At 58.0% G+C, this 13,922-nt stretch carries 8 protein-coding genes and 2 tRNA genes; 4 read left to right on the top strand and 6 right to left on the bottom strand.

Features of this window, described 5'->3' with window-relative positions:
• Positions 1-2: 2 nt before the first annotated feature.
• Entirely contained in the window at positions 3-4,262 is a 4,260-nt protein-coding gene (gene rpoC / locus I2E69_RS03220) for a DNA-directed RNA polymerase subunit beta' (RefSeq protein WP_195458700.1), read from the top strand.
• Positions 4,263-4,386: 124 nt separating this feature from the next.
• Positions 4,387-5,199: an RHS repeat domain-containing protein gene (locus tag I2E69_RS03215; protein WP_195458699.1), complete on the top strand. Its 813-nt coding sequence runs from the start codon at positions 4,387-4,389 to the stop codon at positions 5,197-5,199.
• Positions 5,200-5,253: 54 nt separating this feature from the next.
• Here the strand turns inward: I2E69_RS03215 and I2E69_RS03210 are convergent, their stop codons facing one another.
• The 6 genes from I2E69_RS03210 to I2E69_RS03185 all read right to left on the bottom strand — a co-directional run bounded on the left by I2E69_RS03210 (position 5,254) and on the right by I2E69_RS03185 (position 12,381).
• Positions 5,254-7,533 carry a DUF6359 domain-containing protein gene (locus I2E69_RS03210; protein WP_195458698.1) on the bottom strand — a complete coding sequence of 760 codons (2,280 nt, stop codon included), beginning with the start codon at positions 7,531-7,533 and terminating at the stop codon, positions 5,254-5,256.
• Positions 7,534-7,668: 135 nt separating this feature from the next.
• Positions 7,669-8,868 (bottom strand): L-serine ammonia-lyase, iron-sulfur-dependent, subunit alpha, encoded by a 1,200-nt coding sequence (locus I2E69_RS03205; RefSeq protein WP_195458697.1) that lies wholly within the window; start codon positions 8,866-8,868, stop codon positions 7,669-7,671.
• Positions 8,869-9,053: 185 nt separating this feature from the next.
• A tRNA-Arg gene (locus I2E69_RS03200) sits at positions 9,054-9,125 on the bottom strand.
• Between the two features lie 61 nt (positions 9,126-9,186).
• Positions 9,187-10,668, bottom strand: a complete 1,482-nt coding sequence (locus I2E69_RS03195; protein ID WP_195458696.1) for an OmpP1/FadL family transporter — start codon at positions 10,666-10,668, stop codon at positions 9,187-9,189.
• 222 nt (positions 10,669-10,890) lie between these two features.
• Positions 10,891-12,093, bottom strand: coding sequence for a pyridoxal phosphate-dependent aminotransferase (locus I2E69_RS03190; protein WP_195458695.1), 1,203 nt, complete (start codon positions 12,091-12,093; stop codon positions 10,891-10,893).
• A gap of 27 nt (positions 12,094-12,120) precedes the next feature.
• The gene (locus I2E69_RS03185; RefSeq protein ID WP_195458694.1) at positions 12,121-12,381 is read right to left on the bottom strand and encodes an HU family DNA-binding protein; all 261 of its coding nucleotides are present in this window, start codon (positions 12,379-12,381) and stop codon (positions 12,121-12,123) included.
• Between the two features lie 173 nt (positions 12,382-12,554).
• Here I2E69_RS03185 and I2E69_RS03180 point away from each other — a divergent pair.
• Positions 12,555-12,639: transfer RNA gene (locus I2E69_RS03180), tRNA-Ser, on the top strand.
• 357 nt (positions 12,640-12,996) lie between these two features.
• On the top strand, positions 12,997-13,869 hold the full coding sequence (locus tag I2E69_RS03175) for an enoyl-ACP reductase (protein WP_195458693.1): 873 nt from the start codon (positions 12,997-12,999) through the stop codon (positions 13,867-13,869).
• Positions 13,870-13,922 lie beyond the last annotated feature (53 nt).

Genomic DNA, 13,922 nt, shown 5'->3' with positions numbered 1-13,922 from the left:
ATATGTCAATTACCAAAGACAATAAACCGAATAATGGTTACAGCCAGATTTCGATAGGCCTGGCCTCCCCCGAGGAGATCCTGGCCCAGTCGGCCGGCGAGGTGCTCAAGCCCGAAACCATTAACTATCGTACCTATAAGCCCGAGCGCGACGGTCTGTTCTGCGAACGTATCTTCGGCCCGGTGAAGGATTACGAGTGCCACTGCGGTAAGTACAAGCGCATCCGCTACAAAGGCATCGTCTGCGACCGTTGCGGCGTGGAGGTGACCGAGAAGAAGGTGCGCCGCGAACGCATGGGACACATCTCGCTGGTGGTTCCGGTCGTGCACATCTGGTATTTCCGCTCGCTGCCTTCGAAAATCGGCTACCTGCTGGGTATTCCGTCGAAGAAGCTGGAGGCGATCATCTACTACGAACGTTATGTCGTGATCAACGCCGGCGCCGCTTCCGAGCAGGGCATCGAGCGCCTGGCCACGCTTTCGGAGAAGGAGTACCTCGATGTTGTGGCTGCACTGCCGAAGGGCAATCAGTCGCTCGACGATTCGGACCCGAACAAGTTTGTCGCCATGATGGGCGCCGAGGCCGTGTATACGCTCCTGAAGCAAGTGGACCTCGATACGATGTCCTACTCGCTGCGCCACAAGGCTTCGACCGAGACTTCGCAGCAGCGTAAGTCCGAGGCTCTGAAGTGCCTGAACGTCATCGAGTCGTTCCGCGCTTCGGAGGGCAAGAACAAGCCCGAGTGGATGGTGCTCAACGTGATTCCCGTGATCCCGCCCGAGCTGCGTCCGCTGGTTCCGCTCGACGGCGGCCGTTTCGCCACGTCGGACCTGAACGACCTTTATCGCCGCGTTATCATCCGCAACAACCGTCTGAAGCGCCTGATCGAGATCAAGGCTCCGGAAGTGATTCTGCGTAACGAGAAGCGTATGTTGCAGGAGGCTGTCGACTCGCTGTTCGACAACTCGCGCAAGTCGAACGCCGTGAAAAACGAGTCGAACCGTCCGCTCAAGTCGCTGTCGGATTCGCTCAAGGGTAAGCAGGGCCGTTTCCGCCAGAATCTGCTGGGTAAGCGTGTCGACTATTCGGCCCGTTCGGTCATCGTCGTCGGCCCCGAGCTGAAGATGCACGAGATGGGTATTCCTAAAGATATGGCCGCCGAGCTTTACAAGCCGTTCGTGATCCGCAAGCTCATCGAGCGCGGTATCGTGAAGACGGTGAAGTCGGCCAAGAAGATCATCGACCGCAAAGATCCCGTGATCTGGGGCATCCTGGAGAACGTTATCAAGGGTCACCCCGTGCTGATGAACCGTGCCCCGACGCTGCACCGACTGGGTATCCAGGCGTTCCAGCCCAAGCTGATCGAGGGTAAGGCCATGCAGTTGCACCCGCTGGCCTGTACGGCGTTCAACGCCGACTTCGACGGCGACCAGATGGCCGTGCACCTGCCGCTGGGCAATGCCGCCATCCTGGAGGCGCAGTTGTTGATGCTGGGTTCGCACAACGTCCTCAATCCCGCGAATGGCGCGCCTATTACCGTGCCTTCGCAGGACATGGTCCTCGGTCTCTACTACATCACCAAACCCCGCAAGGGCGTGAAGGGCGAAGGCCGCGTATTCTACGGCGCCGAGGAGGCGATCATCGCTTACAACGAGGGGCAGGCCGACCTGCACGCCATCGTGAAGTGTATGGTCGACGACCTGGACGAAAACGGTAACCAGGTGCGTGTGCTGAAGGAGACGACCATCGGCCGTATCCTCTTCAACCAGATGGTTCCCAAGGAGGTAGGTTACATCAACGAGATTCTGACGAAACGTTCGCTGCGCGATATTATCGCCGTGGTGATGAAGAAGGCCGGCGCCGACAAGGTGGCCGCGTTCCTCGACGATATCAAGAACATGGGTTACCGGATGGCCTTCCGCGGCGGTCTGTCGTTCAACCTCGATGCCGTGATTATCCCCGAAGAGAAGGAGAAACTCGTGCAGGAGGGTTACGAACGTTCGGATGCCATCATGGAGGACTACAACATGGGTCTTATCACCAACAACGAGCGATATAACCAGATCATCGACGTTTGGACGAACATCAATACGAAGCTGACGAAGGTTGTGATCGAAACGCTGATCAAGGACAACGACGGTTTCAACCCGGTATACATGATGCTCGACTCCGGAGCCCGTGGTTCGAAGGAGCAGATTCGCCAGTTGAGCGGTATGCGTGGTCTGATGGCCAAGCCGCAGAAGTCGGGTGTCGAGGGTGGCCAGCAGGTCATCGAGAACCCGATCCTTTCGAACTTCAAGGAGGGACTTTCGGTGCTCGAGTACTTTATCTCGACCCACGGAGCCCGTAAGGGTCTTGCCGATACCGCCCTGAAGACGGCCGACGCAGGTTACCTGACGCGCCGTCTGGTGGACGTTGCACAGGACGTGATCATCAACGAGAAGGACTGCGGCACGCTGCGCGGACTGACGGCTACGGCCATCAAGCGCAACGACGACGTGGTACAGACCCTCTACGACCGCATCCTGGGCCGTGTGGCCCTGAACGACGTGATTCACCCGCTGACCGGCGAGGTGCTTTGCGAGGCCGGCGAGGAGATCACCGAGTCGATTGCCGAGGCCATCGAAAAGTCACCGCTGGAGTCGGTGGAAATCCGTTCGGTGCTGACCTGCGAGTCGCGCCGCGGTGTTTGCGCGAAGTGCTACGGCCGCAACCTGGCCACGGCCCGCATGGTCCAGAAGGGCGAAGTCGTCGGCGTTATCGCCGCGCAGTCCATCGGCGAGCCGGGTACGCAGCTTACTCTGCGTACGTTCCACGTCGGCGGTGTGGCCGGTGGTACGGCCGTCGAGACCAATGTCGTTTCGAAATACGAAGGTCGTCTGGAGATCGACGAGCTGCGCACCGTCAAGGGCAAGAACGCAGCCGGCGAGGCCATCGACATCGTGATTTCGCGTCAGTCGGAGTTCCGCATCGTCGATCCCAAGACCGAAATCGTACTTTATACGCACAACCTGCCCTACGGTTCGACGCTCTTCATGGGCGACGAGGCCGAGGTCAAGAAAGGCGATCTGATCTGCGAGTGGGACCCCTACAATGCCGTTATCATTTCGGAGTACGAGGGACGTGCCGCCTATGAAAGCGTTATCGAGGGTATCACCTACCGCGACGAACGCGACGAGCAGACGGGCCTTTCGGAGAAGGTCGTGATCGAGTCGAAAGACAAGACCAAGAACCCCGTTATCAAGATCGTCGACAAGGAGGGTCTCGAGGTTAAGCAGTACAACCTGCCCGTAGGCGCCCACGTGGTGGTCAAGGACAACGCCCGGATCAAGGCCGGCGATATCCTGATCAAGATTCCGCGTGCCGTCGGCAAGTCGGGCGGCGACATCACCGGTGGTCTGCCGCGTGTTACGGAGCTTTTCGAGGCCCGTAACCCGTCGAACCCCGCCATCGTATCGGAGATCGACGGCGAGGTAACGTTCGGCAAGATCAAGCGCGGTAACCGTGAGATCATCATCACCTCGAAGCAGGGCGACGTGAAACGTTACCTGGTTCCCCTGTCGCGCCAGATCATCGTGCAGGAGAACGACTACGTGAAGGCCGGCAGCCCGCTGTCGGACGGTGCGATCACTCCGAGCGACATCCTCAATATCCTCGGTCCTACGAAGGTACAGGAGTACATCGTCAACGAGGTGCAGGAGGTATACCGTATGCAGGGTGTGAAGATCAACGACAAGCACTTCGAGGTCATTGTTCGTCAGATGATGAACAAGGTGAAGATCGAGGACCCGGGAGACACCCGTTTCTTCGAGGATCAGATCGTCGACAAGTGGGAGTTCATGGATGTGAACGACGAACTCTACGACAAGGTGGTTGTTACCGACGCCGGCGAGTCGACTTCGCTGCAGCCCGGACAGATCGTTTCGCTGCGTAAGCTGCGCGACGAGAATTCGAGCCTCAAGCGCCGCGACCAGCAGCCTGTTCAGGTGCGTGACATCGTGCCCGCGACCTCGACCCAGGTGTTGCAGGGTATCACCCGTGCCGCATTGCAGACTTCGAGCTTCATTTCGGCGGCTTCGTTCCAGGAGACAACCAAGGTCTTGAACGAGGCGGCCATCCAGGCCAAGGTCGATCCGCTGGAGAACCTCAAGGAGAATGTGATCTGCGGTCACCTGATCCCCGGCGGTACGGGCTTGCGCGATTACGACGACCTCGTAGTCGGTTCGAAAGCCGATCTGGAGAGCCTCCAGCAGGTACAGTAGTTGAAGGGCCGGTTGGGCCGGACCGTCCTCCGTATATCGAAAAAAGCCTCTCCTTTTCGGGAGAGGCTTTTTTGTGCCTGCCGGGATTTTTTTCATACCTTTGTGCCGTCACTATCTCAGAATTATGCAGAAATCGAATCGGTTTGTCTTGCCGGCGGCTGTGCTGGCCGTGCTTTTTTTATTGGCCGGATGCGTTGGCCGTCCGAAACAGAATGCAGCGGCGCAGGCGCAGGCGGAGACATCCGGCAGCGGGGCGCCTGCGGACAGTTGCGAAATCCCGGTGCGGCATAACGGAGCGTGCCTGGCGCTATTCGAACTTACGGGGCCGGTGGAAAACTGCCGGGTGGAGAACTGGCAGACCGGAACCGCCGAAGGGGAATACGCGGAGGCCGACATGATGTGGAGCCGGGATTACGGATTCAATCGCAGGGGATATCTGGTACTCGACGGATGCGCCGAATACACCTATCGGGCGAATACGGTCTTTCTGTATGGCGAGGATGCGCAGGCCGGGATGTCGGCGTCGCTGACCTATGATGCCGCAGGAAGGATCGTTGCGCAGAAACTCGAATACCAGGGGGATGCGGTGGGCGACGGCGAGCAGTCGACCGAATTTTCATACGATGACGCCGGACGGTTGGCGCAGACCTATGCGGCGCTATGGGAAACCGGCGTGGAAACCGTCTATACGTATGATGCGCAGGGACGGCTTGCGACCCGTCGGGAAACTGCCCATAATTACGATGAAGATACGGAGCGAATCCATGTCTATGAATACGTGAGTTTCGATGAACACGGCAACTGGACCGAGCGCAAGGTAACCGTGAAAAGTACTTCCGTGCAGCCGGTCGAGGGGGCCGAACACGAGCGGTCGGAGGTCGTTCACGATCCGGACGCTTATCAGTTGGAGTTTCGGAAAATCACCTACTACGAATAGCGAAAATCCCGGGGCCGTTGCAGGCTCCGGGATTTTTCTGTCTCTGAGGTCGTCTTATTCGAAGGCGACGGCCTGTCCGTTGAGTTTCAGGTTGCTGAAAACGGCCTCCGAGGTCTTCTTGCTGTCGCCGCTGCTGGCTGCAAGGCCGAGCAGTAACTTGTCGGGCAACCCGCTGATGGTGACGGACTTTTCCTTGCCGAACGTTGCACCTCCGTCGAGCGAATAGGATGCTGTGAAGGTGTCGCCCGAACGTTCGAGCCGGACGACGGGGCTGCTTCCGGTCATTGCTTCCGGAGCGCTTAACTCGCCCTTTCCGGCTTTTCCGGCGGCTTCTGCCCGGTTGGAATAGTAGAATTTCGCAAGTCCCTTGGCTGCCATGGCGTGAATGAAATCACCGCTTGAGGCAGTTGCCACGTCGGGTGTGACCAGCAGGCCAGCCAACGCCTGGTTGGTCTCTTTCAGGGCTGTGTAGGAGTCGACTTGTGTAGTCGCGACGAAATTGCCTGTAACCTCCTTATAGACGAATCCGAAAGTCTGTGTACCGCTTTCGAATTTGCCGCAGGCCGTCAGGGTCAGTTGACTGCCCTTGCAGACTGCCGTGGCTTGGGTCGTGCCGTTGGAGAGCAGTGTCCAGCCGTTGCCGAGGTCGCTGCCGCCGGGTTGATCGGGATCGGTTCCCGGGTCCGGATCGGTTCCGGGGTCGGTTCCGCCGCCCGAAATACCGCCGTTGTCCGCCTCTTTGGGCGCCGAGGCGTAACCGGAGAGTTTGCCCGTACCTGCAGCCGAAGGAACGATCTCGGCCAGCCGGTCGGCGGGGTCCACGATGTAGTTATACGAGGGCTTGAAGTCGTCGTAGGTCAGCGGCGCGGCGAGTTTTTCGCCGTTGTAGGCCTTGTACTCCACGTTGGTGAAGGGATAGGGCGACGTGGCGTCGGCGGGCTTATTGTTGAAGACGTTGCCGCGTTCGTAGAGATAGCCGGCCACAGAGCCTTGCAGATTCGAAACCCAACTGCTGCCGCTCGGTTTGGCGGGGTAGGTGCAAATATCGGTAGGCAGTTTTACGCCTTCGAAACAGTTGTCCTCGACGAGTACCATCGCTCCGTAAGCGCTGCCTACGCCGTAGGTGGTAACCTGGTTGAAGTAGTTGTTAAAGACGTGGGCGCGGCCGAAGCGTACGCGCGGGTGGCGCGAACTCGACAGGTCGAAGAAATTGTGGTGGAACGTTACAGTGATCTTCGTGTCGGCCGTCTGGCCGTTCGAATGGCCTACGAGGCACGACTTCTGGGTTTTGATGAAGTGACACCACGACACGGTGACGTTGTAGGTTTGGTGCGTTACGTCACACGAGCCGTCCTCGTAATCCTTGGTCTGGTTCACCGACTCGAAGGTGCAGTGGTCGACCCAGACGTTATTGCTTTCCTGCATCGAGATGCCATCGGCGCCGTTATCCGCCTTGGGCATCTTGATGTAGATGTTGCGGATGATGATGTTCGAGGCCTCGTTGAGGAAAAAACCGATGTTTTCCATCACGAAATCGTTCGTGCCGTAAATCGAAAGGTTCTTCGTGCGCTTAATGTCGAACCACGGGCTTGCGGAACTGCCTCCGCGGCCGTTTTCCTTGGTGAACCTGCCGCTCAGCCAGACGATTGCCGGGACCTCGCTCTTGTTCTTTTCGCGGAGGTTCAGCCACTGCTGGAATTTGTCGCCGTCGTTGAAGTGGTGTATGTTGGCTTCGGTGGCGCCGGCGCCGCCCGTCGTGCCTTCGGCATAGCCGTAGAGTTTGTCCAGTTCGACGTTGCCTGTTACGGGAGGCGTCGGGTCATCAGGCTGGTCGGGTTGGTTGGGATTCTCCGGATCGGGGTTCTCGACGGGTTCCTTGCCGCCTTCCTGTTCGGTGATGTTGGCGATGCAGACGGCGTTGTTCACCGAAACGATGTCGGCATGGAGCAGGACCTTTTTACCGACCAGGTCGGGATGGTCGACGATGTTCAGGCGGGCCTGTATGTCGGAATTGTCGGCCAGTTCGACGCGGATGCACTTGTCGGGGCGGTACTCGTTGGCTTTCGATGCAAGCAGGATGTTGCTGCGCGAAGGTTTGTCGGAACCTACGGACATCGTGCTCGCTCCGGCTTCGGCGCCCGCGACGTAGCCCCGTATCCAGACGGATGACTGTCCGCTGATCCCGGCGATGTCGTTCACGCCGAAGGGGTCGTCCTTGGTTCCTGCCGGCAGGGTTGCGGCGGGAGGTTCGGGCGCAGGGTCTTTGGTCGTGTCGTCGCTGCAGGCTCCGGTCAGCAGCGGGATGGCCAGCATGAGAAGTAAAAATCGTTTCATACGTATTGTGGTTTTAGGTTGACGTTAGCTGATAACAAAATTAACCCGCCGGAGGCACTCCGACGGGGAAATTTTATCCGTTTACAGGGAAAAATCGTCACACGCCGGAAAGCTTGTTCCGGCGCGCCTGAAACCTTAGCGTTTGAAACGTTTGGCAAGGCCGCCTTCGGAGGTCTCGCGGTAGAGGCTCGGCAGCGCATGGCCCGTTTCGTTCATCACCTCCACGACCTTGTCGAAGCTCACCATGTGGGAGCCGTCGGAGAGCGTGGCGTAGGCGTTGGCATCGAAAGCGCGGGCAGCGGCAATGGCGTTGCGTTCGATGCAGGGGACCTGCACCAGCCCGCATACGGGGTCGCACGTGAGGCCCAGGTGGTGTTCGAGGCCCATTTCGGCGGCATACTCGATCTGCGACGGGGTTCCGCCGAAGAGTTGGCACGCGGCGGCGGCGGCCATGGCACATGCCACGCCGACCTCCCCCTGGCAGCCGACCTCGGCGCCCGAGATGGAGGAGTTGGTTTTGGCGACGTTGCCGAACAGCCCGGCCGTGGCCAGCGCCCGCAGGATGCGGATGCGCAGGAAGTTACGCGAGGTGGCCAGGTGGTAGAGCACCGCGGGCATGACGCCGCTCGACCCGCAGGTGGGGGCCGTTACGACCGTTCCGCCCGAAGCGTTCTCCTCGGAGGTGGCCAGCGCGTAGGCGTAAATCTTGGCGCGCGAGGAGAGCGAATCGGTATAGCTTTTCGATTTGACCCAGTAGGTCGAGGCCTTGCGGGCGACTTTCAGGCCTCCGGGCAGTACGCCGTCGTTGTTCAGCCCGCGGTCGATGGTCTCGCACATCACGGTCCATATCCGGTCGAGGAACTCCCAGATTTCGGGGCCCTCGCAGTCGCTGACATACTCCCAGTAGGTTTTGCCCTCGCGGTAGCACCACTCTTTGATCTCGGAGATGGTGGACAGCGGGTAGAGGCTCTGGGGTGTTTCGAGGCGGGTGGCTTCGTTGGCCAGCGCACCGCCGCCGATGCTGTAAATGGTCCAGGAGTCGGTGACCTTGCCGGCCTTCAGCCCTTCGAACAGCATGCCGTTGGGGTGGAAGGGGAGGACGACTTCGGGTTTCCAGACGATTTCGGCCGGAGCTATCGGTTCGAGTACCGAGAGGATCGCCACGTCGGTAAGGTGGCCTTTGCCCGTCGCTGCCAGCGATCCGTAGAGCGTTACACGGTAGGCGTCGACATCGCGGCAGCGCTCCGCAAACTGTTCCGCAGCCCGCTTGGGGCCCATTGTGTGGCTGCTCGACGGGCCATTGCCGATTTTATAGAGTTCTTTGAGCGATTCCATGTCGTCTTGTTTTACGGAGCAAAGATAGGTAAAATTCCATAAGAAAAGGAGGAATAAACTTTTCTCGTTTTTTAACTACATAGATGTGCGGAAGTCTCCCTTTTCAAAGGGAGATTTAGAAGGATTGTCTGTATGAGCCCAGGGGGCTACGAGAAAGGGAGGAATTGATATTCCTCCCTTTCTCGTAGCCCCACCGCGACTCGAACGCGAATTTAGGGTTTAGGAAACCCTCGTTCTATCCCTTGAACTATGGAGCCGTTAAAACAATGCGGCGCACCTCGGAGAGATGCGCCACAAAGGTAATAAATTTTTCCGTTTTTAGAAACTGAAACCTACGCCGAGGGAAAATACGTTGGCGTGGAGCTTGTAGTTGCCCGAGAAGACCTCTTCGAGTTTGCCGCTCGTATAACCGTAGACGGGGTAAGAACCGCTGCGCTCGGGGTCGGCCGACGATACGTAGCAGTAAGCCAGGTCGATGGACATGAATTTCGTGGGACGCAGGCTGACGCCGGCGGTGTAAGCCACTTTGGTCATTGACGGGGTCTCGGGGTTGAGGTAGTCGCTGCTCACGGGGCTTTCGTCGACGTACATACCCATGCGGGCCGTGATAAAATCGGTTGCACGGTACTGCGCTCCGAAGCGGAAGGCCAGTGTGTTCGAATAGTTCTTCACCGAGTAGATGGGTTTGATGCCCAGTTCCTCTTCATTGAAGACGACATTCAGGGCTTTGTAGGCCGACCATCCGGTCCATTGGAGGTCGACGGCCAGTTCCCATTTCACGGCCGGGCGGAACGATACGCCCCATGTTACGGTTGTCGGAAGGGGCAGTTCGGCGTTGAACGTGCCTTTGTCGAGGCCCGGGATCAGTTCGGTTCCCGGAGAGAGCTGGCCGAGTTGGGCAATGAGCGCCGCAGCCGTCGGGTCGATGTTCATCGTTGCGTGGCCCTTGCCGACTTTCATGTTCAGGCGCGAACGGTAGGTCATGGCCAGCGACCATTCGTCGGTAATGTCCCACAGGAAGCCGGCGTTTACACCCACAGCCACGTCGGCGTCGCCTTCGAGTTTGGCCGATACCAGCGACTGGCTCATCGTGTTGTTAAGATAACCTTTGGCGCCTTCGAGCGTCTGGAGGGTTGCGGTTGCCTGTGCAAGGGCCTCACCCGTAAGTGCGCCGCTGTTGATGGCCCCTTCGAGTTGGGTGATTTTCGGGTCGATCATGCCTGCGATGAGCCCGCGGCGTGTCGTGGGCGAAAGCAGCGAACGCGACAGGTCGAAATTACCCCACGAAACCATCAGGCCCGCGCCGATCGAAAGGCGGTCGCAGATTTTGTACGATACGGTAGGTTGGAAGGTGAAAGCCGTGAGGTTGATCTCCTGCACGAGGTGCGCTCCCGACCAGTTGTTGCCCCAGTTCATCGAGGAACCGTAAGGGGTGTAGAAGCCCAGGCCGACGGCCAGCCGTTCGGTCGGCTTGTAGTTGAAATAGACATGGATCGGGGTGGAGAGCTTATTGTCCGATTTCTCGCTCGGGCCGCTTGTATAATCGTTTCCGAGGGTCGGCAGCGACTGGTAACGGACGTTGGAAAGGATACCCGTGAACCCGGCCGAAATATCGAACCGGCTGCTCTGGAAAGCCGAGGCTGCCGGATTGAAGAAAATCGACTCGGAGTTGAGCTTCATGGCGGTTCCTACGTGACCCATACCGGTTTGCTTAGCCGACATGTTGTTTACCTGATAACCTTCGGCGTAAGCGCCGGTGGCAATGGCAGCGGCGGCCAGAACGAGGATAAGTTTTTTCATAACGAATTGGTTTGGTTTATACTCGGCATGTCTCGCGGCATGCAAAATCGGGGCAAAAGTAGGAAAACTATCCCCATAGCCCAAACTTTTTGGCCTAAAATTCCCGAAAACTATCCTAAACGGCATAGCTTTGGCCGAATTGGTGGGTCCGGACCGGGGGTTCCGTGTAACGGGAAGGAATGCTTTTATCGAAAAAAGACCCGCCTGCAGGCGGGTCTCGGGTTATTTCTTCGTTTTGGCGTTGTAGGCTTCGAGCGCTTTGCCCAGGATAAGCAGGGCCCGTTCCAAGTCCTCCTTTTTGAGGACGTAGGCAATGCGGACTTCGTTGCGGCCGCATGCGGGGTCGGAATAGAAACCCGACGCCGGGGCCATCATGACGGTTTCGCCTTCGTATTCGAAATCCGAGAGACACCACGCACAGAATTTGTCGCTGTCGTCGACCGGGAGCCGCGCCACGGTGTAGAAGGCGCCCATGGGGATCGGCGAGTAGACGCCGGGGATGCGGTTCAATCCGTCGATCAGGCATTTGCGGCGTTCGATATACTCTTCGTAGACCTCGGTGCTGTACGACCGCGGGGCATCGATCGACGCTTCGGCCACGATCTGCCCGATGAGCGGCGGCGAAAGGCGCGCCTGGCAGAACTTCATCACGGCGTTGCGCAGCTTCTTGTTCTTGGTGATCAGCGCGCCGATGCGGATGCCGCATTCGGAGTAGCGTTTCGATACCGAATCGATCAGTACGACGTTCTGTTCGATGCCTTCGAGATGGCAGGCCGAAATGTAGGGCGAGCCGGTATAGATGAATTCGCGATAGACTTCGTCCGAGAAGAGGAACAGGTCGTATTTTTTCACCATGTCGCGGATGCGGTTCATCTCGCGCCGGGTGTAGAGGTAGCCCGTGGGGTTGTTGGGATTGCAGATCAGGATGCCGCGCGTGCGGTCGTTGATCAGTTTCTCGAACTCTTCGATCGGGGGCAGCGCGAAGCCGTTTTCGATCGACGAGACGACGGGACGGATCACGGCGCCTGCCGAAATGGCGAAGGCCATGTAGTTGGCGTAGGCCGGTTCGGGCACGATGATCTCATCGCCGGGGTTGAGGCACGACATGAAGGCGAACAGTACGGCCTCGGAGCCGCCCGTGGTGACGATGATCTCCTCGGGCGAGAGCTTGATCTGGTATTGCTCGTAATAAGTAACCAACTTCTCGCGCAGCGAACGGTAGCCGTCGCTGGGGCTGTATTCCAGAACCTTGCGGTCGATGTGTTTCAGGGCTTCGAGGCCCTCTTTCGGCGAAGGCAGGTCGGGCTGGCCGATGTTCAGGTGGTAAATCTTCGTTCCCCGGGCGCGGGCGGCGTCGGCCAGCGGAACGAGTTTGCGTATCGGAGAGGCCGGCATCTGCTCGGCGCGGAGTGATATTTCAGGCATGTTTCGGGATTTTTGCGGACGGGGCGGTTATTCGACCTCGACCGTGGGACGGAATTTGATGACCTTGCGGGGTGGAATCTTCACGGCGGCGCCTGTGCGGGGATTGCGCCCTATGCGCTCGGACTTCTGCTGCACGCTGAACGAGCCCAGCCCGGTCAGGGTCAGCCGTTCGCCCTCGCGGAGAGCCTGCACCGTAACCCGGATGATAGAGTCGACGGCCTTGCGGGCCTCGATCTTCGAGATGTTCGCATCGAGGGCGACGGCCTCGACCAAATGAGCTTTGTTCATAACATCGTTGCGTGAAGAAAATAACCTCTAGGTCCTAACTCACTGACAAAGATATGCAAATTTCGGATAAAGACGAAAATTATTGTCCGAATTTGATTTTCGGCGCGGCGGTATGGACGATAAATCGGGGTAAAGATTTGGCGGAATGGAAAATCGGTACTACTTTTGTGCCCGGAAGGATGGCGGAGTGGTCGATCGCGGCGGTCTTGAAAACCGTTGAACTGCAAGGTTCCGGGGGTTCGAATCCCTCTCCTTCCGCAAAACAGGAGGACCGGGTTGCAAATCTGATTTGCAACCCGGTTTTTTCCCATGTGCTGGATTGGTCCGGGGCAGGGCGATCGGGACGGCGGCAGGGATTTACCCGGTTGCCGGAAAACGTTCGTCGGCGTATGGGGTACAGGAGTTGGAGAGGGGGACAATAATAAATAGGATCGGGGGCCGGGTTTCATGGCGGGACGGCGTAGTTTTTCAAAAAAACATAAATGCGTTCCAGCCGATGCTGAAAGCCCGCTTTTTCGTATTTCGGAGGGCTTGTTTCCTGTGGCGAAAGAGCCGATTGGTGTCCCAATTCAAAAATAATTGTTATATTTGTCCGAATTTTTAAACTAAAATACGATGGCATACAATTTATTGAAAGGAAAGAAAGGCCTGATTTTCGGAGCACTCAACGAGCAGTCGATCGCCTGGAAAGTGGCGGAACGCGCCGTGGAAGAGGGAGCCGAAATCGTCCTGACGAATACTGCCGTATCTATCCGCATGGGAACCATCGGCGAACTGGCCGAAAAATGCAATACGATCGTCGTTCCGGCCGACGCTACGAGCGTCGAAGACCTGGAAAACCTGATTGACAAGACTATGGAGCATTTCGGGGGTAAGTTCGACTTCATGCTTCACTCGATCGGCATGTCGCCCAACGTCCGCAAGGGCCGTACGTACGACGATCTGGACTACGATTACCTTTCGAAGACACTCGACATCTCGGCTATCTCGTTCCACAAGGCTATTCAGGTGGCCCGCAAGAAGGACGCTATCAACGACTGGGGTTCGATTGTGGCCCTTTCGTACATTGCCGCTCAGCGTACGCTTTACGGTTACAACGATATGGCCGATGCCAAAGCGTTGTTGGAGTCGATTGCGCGCAGTTTCGGCTACATTTACGGCCGCGAGAAGAACGTGCGTATCAATACCGTATCGCAGTCGCCGACGCCGACCACGGCCGGAAGCGGTGTGCTGGGGCTGGGGGACCTGATGGGTTTTGCCGAGAATATGTCGCCGCTGGGCAACGCCACGGCGGAGGATTGTGCGGACTATGTGCTGACGCTGTTTTCGGACCTCACGCGCAAGGTCACGATGCAGAACCTCTACCACGACGGCGGTTTCTCGTCGATGGGTATGTCGCGTCGTGCGATGAAGACCTACGAGAAGGGTATGCGCTTCGAGGACGTGCACCAGAACCAATTTCCGTTCGGGGACAAGGAGGAGAAGTAGACCGAAGACGGATAAACAAAAAAACGGAGGCTTTAACCTCCGTTTTTTGTTTT

This window comes from Alistipes sp. D31t1_170403_E11 (assembly GCF_015553985.1).
Taxonomy (GTDB): domain Bacteria; phylum Bacteroidota; class Bacteroidia; order Bacteroidales; family Rikenellaceae; genus Alistipes; species Alistipes montrealensis.
Note: the sequence above shows the minus strand (reverse complement) of the source record. Positions and strands in the feature narration are given on the sequence as shown.

What these genes read in the sequence shown, in the direction of transcription:
- I2E69_RS03175 (WP_195458693.1), top strand. Translation starts at nt 12,997, where the DNA reads ATGGCATACAATTTATTGAAAGGAAAGAAAGGCCTGATTTTCGGAGCA.
- I2E69_RS03205 (WP_195458697.1), bottom strand. Translation starts at nt 8,868, where the DNA reads ATGGAATCGCTCAAAGAACTCTATAAAATCGGCAATGGCCCGTCGAGC.
- I2E69_RS03185 (WP_195458694.1), bottom strand. Translation starts at nt 12,381, where the DNA reads ATGAACAAAGCTCATTTGGTCGAGGCCGTCGCCCTCGATGCGAACATC.
- rpoC (WP_195458700.1), top strand. Translation starts at nt 3, where the DNA reads ATGTCAATTACCAAAGACAATAAACCGAATAATGGTTACAGCCAGATT.
- I2E69_RS03210 (WP_195458698.1), bottom strand. Translation starts at nt 7,533, where the DNA reads ATGAAACGATTTTTACTTCTCATGCTGGCCATCCCGCTGCTGACCGGA.
- I2E69_RS03195 (WP_195458696.1), bottom strand. Translation starts at nt 10,668, where the DNA reads ATGAAAAAACTTATCCTCGTTCTGGCCGCCGCTGCCATTGCCACCGGC.
- I2E69_RS03190 (WP_195458695.1), bottom strand. Translation starts at nt 12,093, where the DNA reads ATGCCTGAAATATCACTCCGCGCCGAGCAGATGCCGGCCTCTCCGATA.
- I2E69_RS03215 (WP_195458699.1), top strand. Translation starts at nt 4,387, where the DNA reads ATGCAGAAATCGAATCGGTTTGTCTTGCCGGCGGCTGTGCTGGCCGTG.